Consider the following 15,916-nt stretch of genomic DNA (forward strand, 5'->3'; position numbering starts at 1 on the left):
CGGCGGCCTTGATCAGGCCGCCGGTCATCGTTGGATATCGACGAGACTTCCACCATGAACGCCATTGCCAAGGCCATTGACTGCTTGAACGAGTGGTTCGGCCGTTTGATCGCTCCGCTGATCGCGATCATCACCCTCGTGGTGGTCTACGACATCGCGATGCGCTTCTTTTTCGGACGCCCCAGTGACTGGGCCTTCGACATCACCACCATGCTGTTCGGTACCCACTTCATGCTGATGGCCGCCTATGGGCTGCGTCATCACGCCCACGTGGAGGTGGATATCGTCAAGCAGCTGTTGTCCCGCCGTGGCCGGGCGCTGATCGACCTGCTGGGTTACCTGCTGTTCTTCACCCCCTTCATCATCATGTTCATCACTTATAGCTGGCGCTTCTTCGAACGCTCATGGAGCCGCGCCGAGTCCACCTACGGCATCGTCTCCATTCCGGTGTACCCGGTGAAGGCCGTGTTGGTCATCGCCGGTGTCCTGATCCTGCTGCAGGCCGTCGCCATCGTCATCCGCGCTATCACGGAGCTGACTACCCACGACAGGGAGGAGGCCCGATGAGTGCCGAACTTCTTACCATCTTCATGTTCTCCGGACTGATGCTGGGGCTCTTCATGGGCCACCCGCTTGCCTTCGTGCTGGGTGGCATGGCGGTGCTGGGTGCCTGGTTGGGCCCCGGCCCACAGGTGCTGGGCATCATCATCAACAACATCTACGGGCGCGCCATGGACAACTATGTTCTGGTGGCGATCCCGCTGTTTATTCTGATGGCACGCTTTCTCAACGACTCCGGCGTCACCGAGAAGATGTTCGAGAGCATGCGACTGTTGCTCGGACGTGTGCGCGGCGGCCTGGCGCTGACGGTGGTCATCGTCTCGGTACTGCTGGCGGCCACTACCGGCATCGTCGGTGCCTCCATCGCCGTCATGGGACTGATCGCTCTGGCGCCGATGCTCAAGTACGGCTACCACAAGGGGCTGTCCGCCGGGGTGATCATGGCAAGCGGCTGTCTCGGCATTCTGATCCCGCCGAGCATCATGCTGATCCTGATGGCCAGCTACTCTCCCGTGTCGGTCGGCGCACTGTTTGCCGGCGCCCTGGTGCCTGGCCTGCTGCTGGGGGGCATGTATGCGCTGTATGTGCTCATCGTCTGCCTGATCAAACCTGACTTCGGTCCCCCGGTAGGTGTCGAGGAACGCGCCGAAACCAGTACCGGCGAGCTGATCGTACGCTTGTGCAAGTATGTGCTGCCGCCCATGAGCCTGATCCTTGGCGTGCTGGGAGCCCTGTTCACCGGTATTGCCACGGCCACGGAAGCCTCTGCCATTGGCGTGACGCTGGCGTTCTGCCTGTTCTTGATCTTCGGCGACCGCAAGCTGTCGACCTGCTATACCACCTTCATCGAGGCCGGCAAGACGACGACCATGGTGATGTTCGTGCTGGTCGGCGCCACCGCCTTCACCGGAGTGTTCTCGATTGGCGGGGGCATGGATGTGATCAGCGAGCTGGTTCTGGCCATGCCGGGCGGCACCACGGGTGCGCTGATCCTGATGTTCCTGCTGGTATTCGTCCTGGGGATGTTCCTCGACTGGACCGGCATCGTACTGTTGAGCTTCCCGATCATGCTCCCCATCGTGGAGACCATGGGTGTCGACATGCTGTGGTTCGTGGTCATGGTCGCCGTGGTGCTGCAGACCTCCTTCCTGACCCCGCCCTTCGGCTACGCGCTGTTCTACCTCAAGGGCGTGGCCCCGCCCGAGGTCGAGACGCTGGATCTGTACAAGGCCGTCATTCCCTTCTGCGCGCTGATCCTGCTGGCCTGCGTGCTGATGTCGTACTTCCCCTGGCTGGTCACCGGCCTGCCCTCCAAGCTGCTCGGATAAGTACACGCAAGATCACCGCGACGGTACGAGTGAGCCTCCGCTTCGGCGGGGGCTTTTTTACTTTGCAGCGACGAGATTTCCAGTACCGAGAGAGCATACTCTTCGGCTTTTCACCCTCCCGCGCTACCGTTTTGGTAAAGCCTCGACCTAGTTCCTGCGCCGTATTACTTATCGAGAGATCCCGACCTCTCGATCCACCTACCGTGCAGGGCCCAACCGATGGCCAATGTCTCTCGCTTTACCCTACCTGCCGCCGACGCCTATCCGCTCGGCGCCAGCCTCTTCGAACCCGACCAGGACCCGCGAGGAGTGGTGATCATCCATCCCGCCTCCGCTGTCTCCCAGCGTCTCTATCAGGGGTTTGCCAATGCCCTGTGTGAACGAGGGCTGACGGTGATCTGCTATGACTACCGCGGGATAGGCCGGTCGCGACCGGAACACCTCGACCAGCTACAGGTGAGCATGCAGGATTGGGCAGAACTGGACGCCGACAGCGTGACGCGCTGGGCGCACCAGCGCTGGCCGACGCTCCCGATGCTGGCGGTGGGACACAGCTTTGGCGGGCATGCCATTGGCTTGGGCGAGGCCAGTCGACTGCTGAGCGCCGCCGTGCTGATCGCCTGCAACGCCAGTTGCCTGCGCTTCATCACGTCACCGTGGCTTCGCCTGCGGGCCTATGTGCTGCTGAAGATCCTGTTTCCTCTGCTGTCCCGCGTCGCCGGCTATGTCCCCTGTCGGCGCTTGGGGGTCAGTGAAGACGTCCCCTGCGGCGTTGCCCGCCAGTGCAGCCACTGGATCAGTCTGCCGCGCTATTTCTTCGATGATCCTGAGCTTGCCGCGGAGGCCCGTTTCGCCAGGCTGACCATACCGCTGCTGGTGGTCGGTTTCGATGACGACCCCTACGCCAGCCGCGACAGCATTGACCTGCTGGCGTCCTATTTCACCCAGGCCCCGGTGACGCGTCTGCAGCTCACTCCTGAGACGCTGGGCAGTGGCACACTGGGACACCTGGACGGCTTCCGCCGACGCCACCGGGAGACCTTGTGGCCCCTGCTGACGGGGTGGCTGGAGCAGCACTTGGCGTCCGCTGACCCGCAGGCACAGAGCACGCCGGATACCTCTGCCGTCACACCGAATCGCGAACTCTATGCCCCCGGCGGCTGACGTCGCCGGGAGCTATCACTGCCCACTCTCAGCTCGCGCGAATGCGCATCAGCGTGCAGTACACCACCGGCACCATCACCAGCGTCAGCAGCGTCGCCACCCCCAGGCCGAACACGATCACCACGGCCATGGAGGCAAAGAACGCATCGGTGAACAGGGGCAACATGCCCAACATGGTGGTGATCGCCGCCATGGTGACCGGGCGTACACGACTGACGGCGGCCTGGACCACCGCATCATGGGCATCGTCCTGAAGCTTGCGCTGGACGTTGATCTCTTCCATCAGGACGATGGCATTTTTCAGCACCATGCCGATCAGGCTCAGGGTGCCGAGCAGCGCCATGAAGGTGAAGGGTGCTCCCAACAGGGCCAGGCCGCCAATGATGCCGATCATCATCAATGGCACGATGGACCAGATGGCCAGCGACTGTCGCAGGCGCCCGAACAGCAGCACCGTGATGATGAACATGCCAAGCAAGCCCATCGGCAGCGACGACAGCAGCGCCTGCTGAGCTTCGCTGGCGGTCTCGTACTCACCGCCCCACTCGATGGCGTAGCCTGGCGGCAGCTCGATGGCCTCCACCTGGGGCCGCAGCCGTCCCAGCACGCTGGCAGCGGTCTCACCGGAGAGCGGCATGGGCTCTGCGTAGACGGCCAACATCCGCCGCCTGTCACGGCGCTTGATCAAGGGGTCCCGCAGCTCGGTACGCAGCTCACCCAGCACGTTGCCCGCACTCAGGTAGCACCCTTGCTCTTCACTCCAGACGTTGATGGCGCCCAGGTTATCGATGTCGTGACGCTGCCCCTCCTGGGAGCGCATCACGATCGGGATCAGCTCACTGCCTTCCCGATAGACGCCGACCTGCTCGCCATCGTTGTTGAGACGGAAGGCCTGCTGCAGACCATCGCGGGTTACCCCCACCCGGCGTGCCTGCTCATCCAGGAACTCGGGGACAATGACACTCTCGCGGTTGCTCCATGACAGGCGAATGCTGTCCGCCATGGGTTCATCCTGAAAGATGCCGCGCACCTGTGCCCCCAGTTCACGCAGGGTCTCGGGGTCATCACCGTAGATACGCGCCTCGATGCTGGCCTTGGCCGATGGGCCTACCTGCAGCGCCTGCACCTTGTACTGAACCCGCGGGAAGTCTTGTCGCAGCGTCTCGATCACGTCGCGCATGCGCGCCTCTCGGCTGTCGCGATCACGAGTCTCGACGATCAACTGGCCAAAGCTCGCGTAGCGGTCTTCCGGGGCATAGGTCAGGGTAAAGCGCTGGGCGCCGCCACCGATCACACTGGTCACCTGGGTCACGCCTTCCATCTCGAGGACCTTCTGCTCCAGCCGCTCGACGGTGCGCTCGGTATCGAGAATATCGGTCCCTTCCGGCAGCCACACATCGGCGAAGAACAGCGGGGTGGTGGCATCTGGGAAAAAGGCGTTCTTGACCTGACCGGACACCGACAGAGCGCCGGCCAGCAGGGCGACCGCCAGCAACAGCGTCAGGTAGCGAAACCGTATACCCAGGACAAGCATGCGCCGGAAGACCCGAAACAAAAGCCCGCGGTAGGGGTCCACGTCGTCACTCTGGTCATCGCCCGCGACGCGGTCCTTGAAGAACAGATCAAAGAAGAACGGTGTCAGGGTCAGGGCGGTGATCCAACTGAGAAACAGCGAATAGCACAGCACCCAGAACAGCGACCCGACGAACTCACCGGTGGCATCAGGAGACAGCCCTATCGGGGCAAAGGCGGTGATGGCGATCACCGTGGCCCCCAGCAAGGGCAGCCGGTTCTGTCCAACCACTTCGAGCGCCGCCTGGCGCTTGGTCTTGCCTCTGGCCATGCCGATCAGCATGCCTTCGGTGACAACGATAGCGTTGTCCACCAGCATGCCCAAGGCGATGATCAAGGCGCCCAGCGATATCTTCTGCAGCTGAATCCCATGGATCGACATCATGATGAAGGTGCCGAGAATGGTCAGCAGCAGAATCAAGCCCATCAGCAGTCCGCTGCGCACGCCCATGAACAGCAGCAGTACCAGGATGACGATGCCAACGGCTTCCGCCAGGTTGATCAAAAACCCGTTGACCGCGTCTTCCACGACGTGGGGCTGGTGATACACGGTCTCCAGCTCCATCCCTAGCGGCATGCGCTGGGACAGCTCAGCGAGTCGGGCCTCTACCCGCTCGCCGACCTCCACCACATTGACCCCGGAGGCGAAGGAAATCCCGATGGACAGCGCCGGCTGGCCGCCCGCGTGATACAACAACTGGGGCGTGTCGCTGAGCTCACGCGACACCTCGGCGATATCCCCCAGCCGAATCAGGCCGTTACCCGGCCGCCCTACCACCAGCTGCTCAAGCGCTTCGACGCTGTCGAACTCGCCGGTCGGCTGCAGCGACAGGGACAGGCCATCCAGCTTGATGTGACCGGAATCGCCGACCACGTTCTGCGCATTGAGCAGGTCGCTGAGCTGTTGCGGCGAAATTCCCAGCGCCTTCATGCGGTCACGATCGAGGGACACCACCACCTGCTCCTGCACCGTGCCGGCGATGGCCACCTTCTTGACCCCCTCGACCAGGCGCAGTTCGCGTTGCAGCAGGTCGGCATGATCTTCCAGGTCCTGCTGACCGTAGTCCGGCCCCGTCAAGGTCAGCAGCAAGCCGAAAACGTCACCGAAGTCATCATTGACGATCGACGTGCCCGCTCCAGGAGGCAGCTGAACCTGGGCATCATTGATCTTGCGGCGCAGCAGGTCCCAGTACTGATCCAGCTCGTTCTCGCGCACCGTGTTCTCCAGCTCCACGGTGATCTGCGACAGCCCGTCGGCATTGACCGAGCTGACACGCTTGAGGTCAGGCATCTGCTGGATGGCTTTCTCCAGACGCAGCGTGACTTCTTCTTCGACCTGCTCAGGCGTCGCGCCAGGGTACTGGGTCGAAATGATAGCGTTGCGAATGGTGAATTCGGGGAACTCGAGCTGGCCCAGACCGAAGAAGGAGACGACGCCGCCGATGGCCAGCAGCAGGGTGATCATCCAGCTGATCACCTTCTGGCGCAGGAAAAAATCGACCATTGATCAGAGCCCCTCTTCCTTGATCCACGGGCGCACCTGTCGCCCTTCCTGCATCCGCTCTGCACCGGCAGCCACCAGCCGATCACCGGCCTCAAGCTCGCCTTCGATCAACATCCCCCGGGTGGTAATCGGCCCCGGCGTCACCGGCACGGCCTCGACCTTGCCGGGGCCTTCAGCGGCGGCGGGATCATCCGGCACAAAGCGCCACACCACTGGCTGCTCAGGGGCTGACTCGCGAGTGGTCACCGCGGCCACCGGCACGCGCCAGGGGTCTCGGCTGTCACCGGTGAGCGCACTCATGTCGAGCAGCACCGTCGCACTCATGCCTGACAGCACGGTGATGTCCTCCGGCTCAGGCAGGGTCAGGGTCACCTCATAGCTCAGTGAGCCCTGGCTCACGCTGCTGTCGTGCTCCTTGTAGCGGGCCGGGTACCGCTGCTGCTGATTTTCGGCGAAGGTGACCCACACCACGGCCTCATCACCGTCCTGCACCGCCTGAGCACGCTCGTCGTTGATCCGGCGCACCTGCTGTTCCGGCAGCTGAAAGGTGACATCGATGGAACCTGGCTGCTGCAGCTCGGCGATGGTCTGCTGGGCGGTGACCACTTGGTAGTTATCGACAGGCACCGAGGCAATCACACCGCTGAACGGCGCCGTCAGCTCGGTGTAGCTGACCTGGTCCTGTGCTTGCTTGAGCTGGGCCTGGGCCGAGAGGTATTCGGCCCTGGCCTCGTCGAAGCGTGAGCGGCTGATGGCGCCGCGCTCCAGCGAGATACGCATGCGCTCGTAGGTCGCCTCCGCCAGGCTGTAACTGGAGCGAGCGCTGGCCAGTTGACTCTCGGCGTCGCGGTCGTCCAGCCGAGCGATCAAGTCGCCGGCTTCAACCTCATCGCCTGGCTGTACGGCAAGCTCGCGCAGCTCTCCGCCAACGCGAAAGGAGAGCTCCGAACGCTCAGACGCCTGAACCTGACCGGGATAGCGCATCAGCATGCCTTGGCGCTTGGCATCCAGCGCTACCAGCTTCACCGGATGCACCTGTTGCTGCGTCAGTGGCGGCTGGTCGGCCTCACAGCCGGCTATCACAACGACGGCAAGCAGCGTGGCAACAAGGCTTCGTCGACGAAGAATCAGGCGCTGGCGGAAAGGGATCATGGGGGCTCCAATGCATCCAGGGGTCTTGGGTCAGGGGCTATCGGGGGTCAGTATTCAGTTTTGTTTCAATGTCTTGCGTCAGGCTCTTGGTTCAGGCTGTTGCGCCAACAGGACGTATTCAGCGACAGCCTTGCGTAGCCGCCTCCGGACTGGCGGCTATCGCATCCCAGGCCATGGCAAAGGCCAGCTCGATATTGGCGTCACTGGGGTCGAAGGGGTGGCACTGCTGGCCGTGCACCAGCTGATAGATCGGCAAAAACAGAAAGCAGTGCACCAGGGCGCGACCGGCGGGCTTGAGCACACCGCTGCGCTGGCCCTGGTCCACCACGTCAAGCAGCGGCGACAGTCGGCAGTCGTTGCGCTCACGCAGTGCCTCGGTCATCCATACCGAGTGACTAAAGGCATCGTGAAAGCGAAACAGCCGCGGCTGCTCCAGCGCCAAGCCGAACAACGCCCGCCAGATCGCCTTGAGCCCTGCACGCAAGTCGACTTCGTCATCGAAGGCTTCCAGCGCGGTATCGATCAAGCGGTCACACACGTGCACAAAGGTCGCTTCGAGCAGCGCGGTCTTGTCGGTGAAGTGGATGTAGACCGTCGCCGGCGAGACCTTGGCGCGACGCGCAATACGCGCGACCGAGGCGACCTGAAAGCCGTGCTCTGTCACTTCGACCAGAGTGGCTTCGAGCAGTCCCACTCGCTTGCTGTCATCACGGGGTCGCACGATGTAAAAGCCTCCTGTCAGATGCCTTTTAAAATAAATGAATACTCATTCACTTTCAAAGCCATCCTGTGGTTGCCTGGCAGGAATACCTGAGCGATACCGCGCCCCTGCCCCTTTCCACTGACTGCAGCATCGGCGACGGGCTGGTATCATCTTGCGTCCCGCCCGACCTGCGGTGTCCGACCAGGAGTATCCTCTTGTCCAGCAGTTCTTCCTCAATGGCCAACGCTCCATCACGACGGCTATCTCGCTGGGGCTGGCTCACTCTGGGTGTTGCCGCCGTGGTCGCCTTGCCGGTGCTGGTCATTCTTGGCCACATTCTTGTGCCTGCTGGCGATATCTGGCGCCACCTTGCCGACACTGTGCTGAGTCGCTACCTGGTCAACACCCTGCTGCTGGTCCTGAGCGTCGGCCTTGGCACGCTGGCGATCGGTACCGGCTGCGCCTGGCTGGTGGTCATGTGCCGCTTCCCGGGCAAGCGCCTGTTCGAGTGGGCCATGCTGCTACCACTGGCGGTGCCTACCTATGTCATCGCCTATGCCTATACGGACTTTCTGCAGTACGCAGGCCCACTGCAGAGCCTGCTGCGGGAGACCTTCGAGTGGTCGCGCGGTGACTACTGGTTCCCCGACATTCGCTCCCTGCCTGGGGCGGCCACCCTGATCACCCTGGTGCTCTACCCCTACGTCTACATGCTGGCGCGAGCCGCCTTTCTGGAGCAGTCGGTGTGCATGCTGGATGTGGGACGAACGCTGGGTCGCACGCCCTGGCAGATGTTCACCCAGGTAGCGATGCCGTTGGCGCGTCCGGCTCTGGTGGGCGGGGTATCGCTGGCGCTGATGGAGACCCTCAATGAGTTTGGCGCCGTGCAGTACTTCGGCGTCGATACCTTCACCACGGGCATCTACCGCACCTGGTTCGGCCTGGGCGAGCAGGTCGCCGCCGCCCAGCTGGCCGCCTGCCTGCTGGCCTTCGTCATCCTGTTCGTGCTGCTCGAGCGCTGGTCACGGGGCAAGCGCCGCTTTCATCACACCTCGCACCGCTATCAGCAGCTGCCGGAGTATCGACTTAGAGGTGCCCGTGCCTGGGGGGCGACACTGGCTTGCGCCGTGCCGGTGACCGTGGGCTTCGTGCTGCCCTGCCTGTTGCTGGGCAGCATGGCCCTGAAGGCTGGCGACAGCGTGCTGGGAGGCGCCTTTCTGGAGTACGCCGGCAACAGCCTGCTGCTGGCCATCAGCGCCTCGCTGGTGGCGGTGGGACTGGCGGTCATCCTGAGCTACGGCGCCAGACTGGAAGCCAGCGCGGTGACCCGCACGGCAACGCGAATTGCCTCCCTTGGCTACGCCATCCCGGGGTCCGTCGTGGCCGTCGGCATCCTGATTCCCTTTGCCTGGGTCGACGACCATGTCAATCAGCTCTACAAGGCCGCCACCGGCGAGGTGATCGGGCTCATTCTCAGCGGCACCGCCTTCATCCTTATCTACGCCTACGTAGTGCGCTTCCTGGCGGTGTCCTTCAACGCGGTGGAAGCCAGCCTGGGCAAGGTCACACCGTCGATGGATGCCGCTGCACGCACCCTGGGGGAGACCGCTACCGGCACGCTGCGCAAGGTGCACACGCCGATCATGCGAGGCAGTCTGCTGGCCGCCGGTATCCTGGTCTTTGTGGATGTCATGAAGGAATTGCCGGCCACGATCATTTTGCGTCCGTTCAACTTCGACACCCTGGCGGTCAGGGCCCACAACCTGGCCGCCGACGAGCGGCTCGCCGAGGCGTCCACGTCCTCGCTGGCGATCGTGGCGGTGGGGATCATTCCGGTGGTCCTGCTGAGCCTGGCCATGCGCCGCTCGCGCCCTGGCCACAGAGGCGCCTGATCAGACCGGGCGTCAGCCGGGCCAGCTCATGTCACCTGATATCAGACCATGTCGGCCGGATAGACGAAGGCCTGGGCCGGATCGAGACTGACCTGGACGGCCTGGCCTTCGCGGGGAAGAAAGACGCCGGGTACGCGGGCGTGCATGTGGGCTTCCTGGCCATCACTGCCATGCACGCAGAGGTGCAACAGGCTGCTGCGTCCCAGTAGGCGTGCCATCAGCACGTGGCTGTGATGTTCGTGCGCCTTGGGGCTGTCGATTTCCACCACCCGCAGCGCTTCCGGTCGCACCAGCACCTGTGCACGCGAACCCTCGGCCAGGTCGCTTGCCACCGGACCCACGGCCGTGCGCACATAGCCCCGCTGCACCGTCCCTTCAAGACGATTGACGTCCCCGAAGAAGGTCACCACGAAGGGCGTCGCGGGCGCACAGTAGAGCTCTTCCGGGGTGCCTGCCTGCACCACCCTGCCTTCTCGCATCAAGACGATACGATCGGCCATGAACATGGCCTCTTCCGGGTCATGGGTCACCAGCAGGGTGCCAGCGCCCAGCTGCTTCAGCACGTGCAGGGTATCGTCCCGAATCCGGTCCCGCAGTCGTGCATCGAGGCTGGAAAAGGGCTCGTCAAGCAACATCAACTTGGGCGAAGGCGCCAGGGCTCGGGCCAGGGCCACGCGCTGCTGCTGACCTCCCGACAGGGTATGAGGAAATGCCTCGGCATAACCGTCCATGCCAAGCTGGGCAAGCAGTTCCAGCGCCCGCTGTCGGCGCTTGGCTGACGGCAATCCCTTAAGCCCGAAACTGACGTTGTCGAGCACGCTTAGGTGAGGAAACAGCGCCGACTCCTGAAATGCCAGGCCGACGCTGCGCTTTTCGGGGGGGACATGGGCCAGCCCGGGGGCCGCAAGGCGCTCCCCATCGAACACCAGCTCCCCGCTTTGCAGCGCCTCAAGCCCCGCCACAATGCGCAGCAAGGTCGTCTTGCCACAGCCGGAGGGCCCGAGCAGGCACACCACTTCCCCTGGCGCTATCGAAAAGGACACATCACGCACCGCCAGCGCATCAGCGTAGCGATGCTGGACCTTGTGCATGGTCATCAACGGTGTCTGTTCGAGTGCTAGCTGCTCGGCAGCAGCGGAGGCAGAGTGTGGGGGCATGACGGTCATCGCACCTGAAGAGCCGAAAACAAGAGTGGCGGGTGTCAGGCCCTGCGGCCTCGGGACGCCCACCAGCGCCGCTGGGCAGGCCATGGTAACGCGAATCCTTCCAACACGCCTTCCTCCTTTTTCTGTTACCAGACGCCGGCCAGCTCCCTTCACCAGACCGGCCAGCTCCCTTCACCAGACGCTGGCAAGCGCCGGTATGTGCCCCGCACCGCCTGTCACACCCCTGGCAGGCGCAATCCTCGTCGAGGCTACTGCCTCTATTGAGGTAACTGCCCCTATGGTAGCGGGCTTCCCTCGGATGAGCCGTGCCGACTATGCCGAGTGAAGCCATCGCCATCGCTCCGTGGAGGCACAATGATTGACGCCACCGGCAACAAGCCGTTCAATATCATCGCAGAATGACACGTATTATCATTCCCCACTACAAGAGGTCTCCGATGTCAAACGCCACTCGCCTCGCCGCTGCCATTGCCCTGGCAAGCGCTTCCGGCCTTGCCTACGCCGACGGCAGCGTCAACGTGTACTCCGCTCGTCACTATGACTCAGACCAGGCCATGTACGATGCCTTTACCGAGGAGACCGGCATCGAGGTCAATGTGCTGCAGGGCGATTCCGATCAGTTGATTCAGCGCATCAAGCGCGAAGGCGAAGCCAGCCCGGCAGACATCATGATGACCGTGGACGCTGGCCGTCTGTGGCGTGCCGAGGAAGAAGGCATCTTCGCGGCGGTGGACTCCGAGGTGCTCAATGAGCGCCTGCCCGCCAGCATGCGCCACCCTGAAGGTGACTGGTTCGGCTTCAGCCAGCGTGTGCGTGCGATCTTCTACAACCCGGAGACCATCGATCCTGAACAGGTCGACACCTACGAGAAGCTTGCCGACCCGAGCCTCAAGGGCAAGATCTGCATTCGCTCGTCCAACAACATCTACAACCAGTCACTGCTGGCATCGATGATCGAGCACCACGGCGAGGAAGGGGCTGAGGAGTGGGCCCAGGGCGTCGTCGATAACATGGCGCGGGACCCGGAAGGCGGTGATCGTGACCAGATCAAGGGCGTGGCCAGCGGTGAGTGCGATGTGGCCGTCGCCAACCACTACTACTACGTGCGCCTGCTGACATCCGACAACGACGACGAGCGCGAAGCCGCCGAGAGCGTCCAGATCCTGTTCCCCAATCAGGATGACCGTGGTGCCCACGTCAACGTCGGCGGCGCAGGCCTGGTCAAGGGTGCGCCGAACCACGATAACGCGGTGGCCTTCCTTGAGTTCCTGGCATCCGACAAGGCCCAGGAGCTGTTTGCGGTGGGCAATCACGAGTTCCCGGTGGTGGAAGGCGTCGCCCTCGATGAGGTGCTGTCTTCCTGGGGCGAGTTCAAGAAGGACGACGTCAACGTCAGCGTGCTGGGTGAAAACAACCCGGAAGCGATCAAGATCTTCGACCGCGTTGGCTGGCGTTGATCCGTCGCTGAGGCCAGCGACTGCCAAGTTGCAGGCCTGACGCAAAAAAAGCCCCGAGCCAGTCGATGGCTCGGGGCTTTTTCGTTCGCAGCGTCTTGGATCGCGGCGTGTTCGTCCGCAACGTCGAGATGGCGCTCAGCGGCCGGTGGACTCCAGTCGCAGATCATCCGGGTGCTGCCAGACATCCAGGCTGGCCATGCGGCGCCCACGATCATTCAGGAAGGTTTCCAGTGACACGGTGGTGTCGGTGCCTGCCTTGGAGAAGATCAAGCGGTCGCTGCCTTCCTCACGAGTCGAGGACCAGTCCGCACCGAGACATTGCCCCAGCGCCTCCCCACCGACCGTGAGCGCCCCGCGCGGATCATCGCTGTCCATGCGGCCGAAACAGGAATAATGATCGGGACGCTGGGATGAGCTGATCAGGCAGGACTCATGAAACGCCTGCACGTCGGTTTCCCAGGTGCGGGTCAGACGGTTGTCTTCGAAACGCCCCTTGATGCCAGCAAAGCCTCCTTCGGCACTCGCCACCGCCTGATTGAGCGCACTACAGTCAAACATTTCCGCGGCGGTCTGTGGCTGCGAGGTCGACGCACAGCCTGCCAGCGTCACCATGGCAAGCGCTGCCCATCCCATCTTTACCCGTGTCATATCCTTGTCTCCGGCAATGGGGCCGTGGCATCCACGACCAATTTGGCATTCCATGACCGACACCATAGCACCCGCAACACGATCTCGGCAGTGGTGAATGACCACTTGTCGAGGCGGACTACCTGGCGAGCAAAGCCAGCGCCCAGGCATCACCAGATTCCAGGGTCATTACCCTTAGCCTCCAGGGACTGGCCCACTAGCACTGTAGTGCGCGGGCCAGGTCCGTCAGCGAGCTGGCGTGAAGGTCGTTGGCGGAGGATCCCTCCACCGGCTTGGGGGCATCGGCGCCAAACTCGTGGGGGCGCTCGATGTAAGCGGTCTTGAGGCCACAGCCGCGAGCGGCGTCGAGGTCGTCCTGGTGGGCGGCCACCAGCATGACCTCCGATGGGTCCACCTCGAACACCTCGGCGACGCCTAGGTAGGTGTCCGGATGGGGCTTGTAAGCGCGGAAGACCTCTGCTGACAGAATCAGGTCCCAGGGCAGTCCTCCTAGCTTGGCCATATCGGCCAGCAGCCCCAGATTACCGTTGGACAGGGTGCAGATCACATAGCGTTGCTTGAGTCGCGTAAGCCCCTCGACGCTGTCGGGCCATGGCGCCAGCCGGTGCCAGGCAAGGTTGAGCTGCCTCCGCCCCGGCTCGTCCAGCGCCAGGTGATACTGATCGAGCAGCTCGTCCAGAATCATCCGGTGCAAGTCGTCGATGCGCGTCCAGCCCAGCTCGCCTGACATCACCCGAGCCATCGCAGGCCTGTAGCCCGCCCGCCAGGCTCGGGCAAAGTCAGCTGGCGTCAGCGCACAGCCGGGACCGTCAAGCAGGCCCAGGGCCTCGACCTCGCGCACGACACTGCCGTGCCAATCCACCACGGTGCCGAAGATATCGAAGGCCAGTATCTTGGGTCGTTGCCAGGGCGTCGCCATGCTGTTGCTCTCCTTGTTTCGCTGCCGGTGGATCTTGTCCGAAGTCGTAGCGCTAGCAGACGTCAGGACAAGGACTTGGCCTAGGGCTTGTCTGAAAAGTGCCTAGTGTTTTGCGCCCGACGCCTCGGGCGCCAACCTCGCCCGGAGTGACTCGGCAAGAAAGTCGATAAACAGGCGTATACGCACAACCTGACGCATGTCCTGGTGGGCCAGCAGCCACAGGCCCACCGTCAACGCCTCCTGCTCATCTCCTACCTGTTTCAAGTCGGCATCCGCATCGCCCAGATAACAAGGAAGCACTACCGCCCCCAGGCCACGTCTGGCGGCCTGCTGCCGCCCCAGCAGGCTATCGCAACGGAAGCGAACCATGTCTTGTTCGACCTTGTCTTCCATCCAAGCCGCCAGCGCCGCATCGTCGGGGCGCTGTCCCTGATCGATCCAGGCGGTGATGTCGCCCGGCTCGGAGATGTCGCCGTCGCGAGCCACGTAGATCGCCTGGCGAATCGAGCCGACTCGCCGACCGACCAACGTCTCCGGCGGCTGATTGGAGGGACGAATTGCCACCTCGGCGTCACGTGCGGCTAGATCATAGAGGGCATTTGACACTGAGACATCAAGCACGATGGCGGGGTGGCGTCGCTGGAACGCCTCGAATACTGGCATCAGCAGCCCCTGCAGCAAGGAGTCTGTCAGGGTGACGCGAATGACGCCCTCCAGCCTTTGATCCCGCCCCTGGATGCGGCGCGTCACTCCTTCTACCTCCTGGTGCACGCGCGCTGCCGCCTGTGCCATCTCTTCCCCCGCCAAGGTGGCCTGGTAACCACCAGGTGAGCGTTCGAACAACAGCACACCCAGACGCCGCTCGATGTTCTTCAGGCGCCGAAACACGGTGGCGTGGCTGACGCCAAGCTGGCGTGCCGCCCCTGAGAGTGAGCCCGAGCGCGAAATCTCGAGCACCGTCCTCAAGTCGTCCCAACTGTTCATTTTTGCAAAGCCTGCCGACAAGAATAGGGAATTTCGTTGCACAAGTGTAAGGCATAGCCTGAACCACACCCACCGCCATGGAGTCGACCATGAATGTGCTGATTGTTCACTGTCACCCCGAGCCCCAATCCTTGAACGGCGCCTTGTCCGCCATCGCCGTCGACATCCTGACCACCCAGGGACACAGGGTGGAGATCAGCGACCTGTACGCTGAAGGCTTCGATGCCATTGAACACCCACGCCACTATCGCCATCGTCAGGATTCACAGGTCTTCAATGCACTGACGGAACAGCGCCATGCCTTCGAAGGCGAACAACTTCCCGAGGATGTGGCAAGAGAAATCCAACGGCTGCAACAGGCGGACCTAGTGATTTTTCAGTTTCCACTGTGGTGGCATGGCCCACCGGCCATGCTCAAGGGTTGGTTTGATCGCGTGATGGTATACGGAGGCATGTATTCCGGCAGTCGCCGCTATGATCGCGGGCGGCTCAAGGGCAAGCGCGCCATCTGTGCAGTAACGACCGGGTCGCCGGCGGAAGCCTTCGAGCCAACAGGACGGGCGGGAGACATCGTTAAGCTGATGTACCCCCTCCACTGCTCCCTCTATTACCTCGGCCTTGAGGTGCTGCCGCCCCAGCTCGCCTTCGGCATCCAGGGCGGCGGCCTTGCCTACCAGGAGGAGGCCGCGTTCCGCTGCCACCTCGAAAGCACCAAGGCCGACTGGCGAGCCAGGCTTGATAGCCTGGAAGGGGAGTCGACGATCCCCTTCTCTGGCTGGGACGACTGGGATGAACACGGCCGCCTTGGCCTGCGTCACCCCCTGCGCTGGCGCTGAAAGGCGCGCAGTGGTGGTCCAGCACTCCCC

At 63.0% G+C, this 15,916-nt stretch carries 13 protein-coding genes; 6 read left to right on the forward strand and 7 right to left on the reverse strand.

Features of this window, described 5'->3' with window-relative positions:
- Positions 1-54: 54 nt before the first annotated feature.
- The 3 genes from JF545_RS07110 to JF545_RS07120 all read left to right on the forward strand — a co-directional run bounded on the left by JF545_RS07110 (position 55) and on the right by JF545_RS07120 (position 3,053).
- Positions 55-567 (forward strand): TRAP transporter small permease subunit, encoded by a 513-nt coding sequence (locus JF545_RS07110; protein ID WP_206940667.1) that lies wholly within the window; start codon positions 55-57, stop codon positions 565-567.
- Entirely contained in the window at positions 564-1,889 is a 1,326-nt protein-coding gene (locus tag JF545_RS07115) for a TRAP transporter large permease (protein ID WP_206940669.1), read from the forward strand. The genes JF545_RS07110 and JF545_RS07115 overlap by 4 nt, the downstream gene beginning before the upstream one ends.
- Positions 1,890-2,108: 219 nt before the next feature.
- Complete coding sequence (locus tag JF545_RS07120; protein WP_206940671.1) at positions 2,109-3,053, forward strand: alpha/beta hydrolase family protein; 945 nt, start codon at positions 2,109-2,111, stop codon at positions 3,051-3,053.
- 28 nt (positions 3,054-3,081) lie between these two features.
- Here JF545_RS07120 and JF545_RS07125 read toward each other — a convergent pair whose 3' ends face one another.
- From JF545_RS07125 to JF545_RS07135, 3 genes are all read right to left on the reverse strand, one after another.
- Positions 3,082-6,129 (reverse strand): efflux RND transporter permease subunit, encoded by a 3,048-nt coding sequence (locus JF545_RS07125; RefSeq protein ID WP_206940673.1) that lies wholly within the window; start codon positions 6,127-6,129, stop codon positions 3,082-3,084.
- A 3-nt stretch (positions 6,130-6,132) separates the two neighbouring features.
- Positions 6,133-7,281, reverse strand: coding sequence for an efflux RND transporter periplasmic adaptor subunit (locus tag JF545_RS07130; protein ID WP_206940677.1), 1,149 nt, complete (start codon positions 7,279-7,281; stop codon positions 6,133-6,135).
- A 118-nt stretch (positions 7,282-7,399) separates the two neighbouring features.
- Positions 7,400-8,002: a TetR/AcrR family transcriptional regulator gene (locus tag JF545_RS07135; protein ID WP_206940679.1), complete on the reverse strand. Its 603-nt coding sequence runs from the start codon at positions 8,000-8,002 to the stop codon at positions 7,400-7,402.
- A gap of 218 nt (positions 8,003-8,220) precedes the next feature.
- On the opposite strand from JF545_RS07135, the gene JF545_RS07140 reads away from it, so the two are divergent.
- Positions 8,221-9,876 (forward strand): ABC transporter permease, encoded by a 1,656-nt coding sequence (locus JF545_RS07140; protein WP_206940870.1) that lies wholly within the window; start codon positions 8,221-8,223, stop codon positions 9,874-9,876.
- Between the two features lie 41 nt (positions 9,877-9,917).
- Here JF545_RS07140 and JF545_RS07145 read toward each other — a convergent pair whose 3' ends face one another.
- On the reverse strand, positions 9,918-11,033 hold the full coding sequence (locus JF545_RS07145) for an ABC transporter ATP-binding protein (RefSeq protein WP_206940681.1): 1,116 nt from the start codon (positions 11,031-11,033) through the stop codon (positions 9,918-9,920).
- Positions 11,034-11,479: 446 nt separating this feature from the next.
- Here JF545_RS07145 and JF545_RS07150 point away from each other — a divergent pair, with 446 nt between their 5' ends.
- Entirely contained in the window at positions 11,480-12,499 is a 1,020-nt protein-coding gene (locus JF545_RS07150) for a Fe(3+) ABC transporter substrate-binding protein (protein WP_206940683.1), read from the forward strand.
- A 135-nt stretch (positions 12,500-12,634) separates the two neighbouring features.
- Here JF545_RS07150 and JF545_RS07155 read toward each other — a convergent pair whose 3' ends face one another.
- From JF545_RS07155 to JF545_RS07165, 3 genes are all read right to left on the reverse strand, one after another.
- Positions 12,635-13,147, reverse strand: a complete 513-nt coding sequence (locus JF545_RS07155; RefSeq protein ID WP_206940685.1) for a hypothetical protein — start codon at positions 13,145-13,147, stop codon at positions 12,635-12,637.
- 196 nt (positions 13,148-13,343) lie between these two features.
- Positions 13,344-14,066 (reverse strand): haloacid dehalogenase type II, encoded by a 723-nt coding sequence (locus JF545_RS07160; RefSeq protein ID WP_206940695.1) that lies wholly within the window; start codon positions 14,064-14,066, stop codon positions 13,344-13,346.
- A 102-nt stretch (positions 14,067-14,168) separates the two neighbouring features.
- Positions 14,169-15,050 (reverse strand): LysR family transcriptional regulator, encoded by an 882-nt coding sequence (locus JF545_RS07165; protein ID WP_206940697.1) that lies wholly within the window; start codon positions 15,048-15,050, stop codon positions 14,169-14,171.
- Between the two features lie 89 nt (positions 15,051-15,139).
- Between JF545_RS07165 and JF545_RS07170 the strand changes: the two genes are divergently transcribed.
- Positions 15,140-15,886: an NAD(P)H-dependent oxidoreductase gene (locus JF545_RS07170; protein WP_206940699.1), complete on the forward strand. Its 747-nt coding sequence runs from the start codon at positions 15,140-15,142 to the stop codon at positions 15,884-15,886.
- The last annotated feature ends 30 nt before the right edge of the window (positions 15,887-15,916 follow it).

Source organism: Halomonas litopenaei (assembly GCF_017303055.1).
Classification (GTDB): domain Bacteria; phylum Pseudomonadota; class Gammaproteobacteria; order Pseudomonadales; family Halomonadaceae; genus Halomonas; species Halomonas litopenaei_A.

Bases quoted from the DNA above. Each gene is read 5' to 3' on its own strand.
- JF545_RS07110 (WP_206940667.1), top strand. From the start codon at position 55: ATGAACGCCATTGCCAAGGCCATTGACTGCTTGAACGAGTGGTTCGGC.
- JF545_RS07115 (WP_206940669.1), top strand. From the start codon at position 564: ATGAGTGCCGAACTTCTTACCATCTTCATGTTCTCCGGACTGATGCTG.
- JF545_RS07120 (WP_206940671.1), top strand. From the start codon at position 2,109: ATGGCCAATGTCTCTCGCTTTACCCTACCTGCCGCCGACGCCTATCCG.
- JF545_RS07125 (WP_206940673.1), bottom strand. From the start codon at position 6,129: ATGGTCGATTTTTTCCTGCGCCAGAAGGTGATCAGCTGGATGATCACC.
- JF545_RS07130 (WP_206940677.1), bottom strand. From the start codon at position 7,281: ATGATCCCTTTCCGCCAGCGCCTGATTCTTCGTCGACGAAGCCTTGTT.
- JF545_RS07140 (WP_206940870.1), top strand. From the start codon at position 8,221: ATGGCCAACGCTCCATCACGACGGCTATCTCGCTGGGGCTGGCTCACT.
- JF545_RS07145 (WP_206940681.1), bottom strand. From the start codon at position 11,033: ATGCCCCCACACTCTGCCTCCGCTGCTGCCGAGCAGCTAGCACTCGAA.
- JF545_RS07150 (WP_206940683.1), top strand. From the start codon at position 11,480: ATGTCAAACGCCACTCGCCTCGCCGCTGCCATTGCCCTGGCAAGCGCT.
- JF545_RS07155 (WP_206940685.1), bottom strand. From the start codon at position 13,147: ATGACACGGGTAAAGATGGGATGGGCAGCGCTTGCCATGGTGACGCTG.
- JF545_RS07160 (WP_206940695.1), bottom strand. From the start codon at position 14,066: ATGGCGACGCCCTGGCAACGACCCAAGATACTGGCCTTCGATATCTTC.
- JF545_RS07165 (WP_206940697.1), bottom strand. From the start codon at position 15,050: ATGAACAGTTGGGACGACTTGAGGACGGTGCTCGAGATTTCGCGCTCG.
- JF545_RS07170 (WP_206940699.1), top strand. From the start codon at position 15,140: ATGAATGTGCTGATTGTTCACTGTCACCCCGAGCCCCAATCCTTGAAC.